This is a genomic window from Caulobacter sp. P1_B12_2 (assembly GCF_056406675.1).
Genome location: NZ_JBFTZS010000579.1, coordinates 1 through 3204, shown reverse-complemented (window position 1 = coordinate 3204; position 3204 = coordinate 1). Strand labels below are relative to the sequence as shown.

The 3204-nt window shown below is 72.8% G+C and carries 3 protein-coding genes and 1 pseudogene; all 4 read right to left on the bottom strand.

The annotated features are described in order from the left end of the window. Positions 1-753 (bottom strand): UDP-2,4-diacetamido-2,4,6-trideoxy-beta-L-altropyranose hydrolase (gene pseG, locus AC1DZ6_RS23555; RefSeq protein ID WP_477099530.1); only part of this gene is annotated, 753 nt, incomplete at its 3' end. Positions 754-842: 89 nt separating this feature from the next. Continuing rightward, positions 843-1556 (bottom strand): cytidylyltransferase domain-containing protein, encoded by a 714-nt coding sequence (locus AC1DZ6_RS23550; protein WP_477099531.1) that lies wholly within the window; start codon positions 1554-1556, stop codon positions 843-845. Between the two features lie 91 nt (positions 1557-1647). Beyond that, positions 1648-1812 (bottom strand): hypothetical protein, encoded by a 165-nt coding sequence (locus AC1DZ6_RS23545; RefSeq protein ID WP_477099529.1) that lies wholly within the window; start codon positions 1810-1812, stop codon positions 1648-1650. 151 nt (positions 1813-1963) lie between these two features. After that, positions 1964-2906 (bottom strand): annotated as a pseudogene (locus tag AC1DZ6_RS23540) (mitochondrial fission ELM1 family protein); the annotation flags it as partial. Positions 2907-3204 lie beyond the last annotated feature (298 nt).

Genomic DNA, 3204 nt, shown 5'->3' with positions numbered 1-3204 from the left:
GGCCTGGAGGGTCAGGCGCGGCATGTCCTGGCTGTCGACGTGCAGCGCCAGGCGCGGCTCGGTCCTGGCCAGGTCGCGCAGGCGCGGCAGGCTGGGCGCGCCGGAGCCGAGGACCACGTCCAGCACGGCCTCGCCACTTCCCCCTTGCTTCAGGAGGGGCAGCGCCAGGTCCACGACCCGGCCGGTGATCCCGCCCACGTCGGTCAGGCCCAGCGAGACCAGGATCCGCCGCACCGGCGGGGCGTCGGCCCGGCGGACCAGGGCGTCCTTGCGCAGGGCGGCGAAGGCGGGGCGGACGGGGGCATGGTTGGGACCCAGCAGCCGCTCGGCGTGCGCCGGGACCAGGCCGTCATAGTCGGCCGCCTGGCGGGCCGGACCGGAGTCGAGGATCAGGTCGGCGGCCAGGGGGCGGTCGGCCAGGTCGTCGATGACCAGGGTGGGGCGGCCGGCGGCGATCCGCCGATGGTCGGGCGCCGAGAGGCCGTAGTGGTCGATGACAACGGCGTCGAAATCCTGGACCGCATTGGCGGCGGCCTCGACCAGTTGCGCCGTCTCGACCTCGCCGGTCTCGACCCGCGCCATGTCCGGCCCGAACGCGTCCAGCACCGCCGCCACGGTGGGCGGGGCGACGAACGCGCAGGTCGCGCCCGCCGCTTCCAGGGCCCGGGCCAAGGTCAGGCTGCGCATGACGTGTCCGCCGCCCACGCGGGGACCAGCGTCGGCGAGGAACAGGATGCGGGGGGAGGGGGGCACAGTCAGGTTCTCTTCAAGATCGTCATTCCCCCGCCACAAGGGCGGGAATGACGGCTGAAAATGGGGGTGGGGATCGATGACCAAGGCCCTCACAGCCGCCTTACGCCTCCGAACGTCGCCAGGTCGGACCGCAGCGCCAGAAGCGCCCGCACGTCGGCCGAGGTGAAGGCGCGGTTCACCGGATACAGCGCGTCATAGACCGCCGCCACGAAGGCGTAGTCGGCCGGGCTCTCGACGGCCCAGCGCACGTCGCCCTGGTCGGGCTGGGCGAGCAGGGCCAGGGACGACCAGCGGGTCGGGGCCGGCGGCGTCTCGGGCGCGTCGCCCCGCAGCCGCAGCGCCGCGCTCTCGGCGGCCAGCCGGCGCAGGCCGTCGGCGGTGATCACCTCCACCCCCTGGCCGGCGGGCCAGGCCGCGCCGGGCGAGCGGTTGGTGGTGTGGTCGGCGTGTTCCGACAGGTGCAGGTCGATGGTCGCGTCGATCAGGTCGGGGTCGATCAGGGGGCTGTCGTCGCCAATCCGCACCACGTGGTCGGCGGGATAGGCGTCCAAGGCCCCGGCCAGGCGGGCTAGCTCGTCCTGGGGCGGGCCGCGATGGACGGCGATCGCCTCGTGCCGGACCACGGCTTCCAGGGCGTCGTCGGCGGGGTCGGTGGTGGTCGAGACCACGATGTCGTCGATGCGCCGCGCCCGCGCCATCCGCTCGATCTGGCGGACGACCAGCGGCGCCCGGGCCAGCGGCATGGACGGCCGCCCCGGCAGGCGTTCGGAACCCATGCGGGCCTGGAGAACAGCGAGGATCAGCGGCGGTCGAACTTGCTGAAAGCCCAGTAGACGCCATAGGCCAAGGCGCCGGCCAGCAAGAAGGTCAGCGGTATGGAGATCGGATCCATGCTCAGTCCTCCATCTTGCGCAAAACATAGTGGGCGGCGACCTGCAAGGCAATGAAGGCGGCGACCGCCGAGGCGCCGGCGAGCCCGACGGCTCGACCGGACGACATGGGCTGCAGATAAACCGTCACCAACATGGCGATCGACAGGGCGTTGCCCGTGGTCGCCAAGGCCTTTCTCATTTCGTTGCGGGCGGCCTTGCCTGGCCGCGGCGTTGAAGTGGCGGGTTCCGTCATGTCGCGAACATAACAAGAACAACTGTCCCGAGCAAGCGGCGTTGGAGCTCGCCTTAAGCGCTTGCCGCCCCGCCCCGCGCGTCCATCCGCGCCACCACCTCGGCCGCCGCGCGACCGGTCTCGTCGACCGGTTCGTAGGTCCAGCCGTGGAAGGCGCCGCCATAGGGCCGCGCCGCGCCCATGCCCTCCAGCTCCTGGTGGAACAGGCGGAACTTCAGGCTCGTCCCGTCCATCTTGAGGATGAACACCGGCTTGCCCGTCGAGGCCGCCTCGGTGGCCATGTTGGTGGAGTCCTCGGTGACCAGGATGTAGTCGGCCGCCGACAGGAAGGCGAAATAGGGATTGGCGCCCTGGCCGTCCCAGATCATGCCCGGGAGGTGGCGCAGGCGGGCCGTCAGCAGAGCCTTGGCCTGGTCGGGCGTACGCCGCGAGAAGGTCATCAGCAGGCTGCCGCCCTCCTGCTCCAGCGGCAGCTGGATCTGGTGGGCCATCTCGGCGGCCCGCAGGGCCGACAGGTCGAAGGCCCTGGACTTGCCGCCCAGCAGCACCGCCACGCGCGGGCGCGGCAAGGCGTCGATCCGGTCCTTGAACTTCGCGTACTCGCTGTCCAGCCGCTGGCTGGTCACCCGGTGCGGCGAGCCGGTGATCGGCAGGATGTTGTCGCCCGTCAGCCGGTCGTGCTTGGGCGGGATCACCAGGTCGAACATGTTGGCCGGGACGCGTGGGTCCTGGATCTGCACGACATAGGTCTTGCCGGCCGACCAGCGGCGGGCGCGGATCGACAGGGGCAGGGTGGCGCGGCCGGCGGCGATCCACAGGTCCGGCCACGGGGCCTCGATGCCGCTCTCGGGCGTCAGCCAGCGTCGGGGCAGCCAGTTGGCCCACCACGGCAGGCGGCCGGTCCGGCCGCTCCAGCCCACGCGCTTGACGACGATCTTGGCCGGGACCTGGCGCGCCACGGCCTCCGCCAGGCCCACGGCCTGGGCCTCGATGCCCGCCCGGCCGTCCGAGATGGCCCAGATGGTGATCGGTTCGCGGGCGGGCGCTTCGGGCGCAGGCGGCGCGACGGGCGCGGGTTGCTCGGCGGCCTTGCGGCGCGCGGCGGTCTTCGGCGCGGCTTGAAGGGGCGTTTCGACGATCGGCGCGACCGGGGCCTCGACGTCGTCCGGGCGGGGCTTCGGCCGGGCCGCCGCACGCGGCTTGGGCGCGGTCTCGACCTTGGCGGCGGGGGCCTTCGAGGCAGGCGGCTTCGCGGCGCCAAGCTTCGGGGCGGCAGCCTTCGGACCCGCCTCGGCCGGAGCCTTGCGCGCCTTTGCGGCCTTGGGC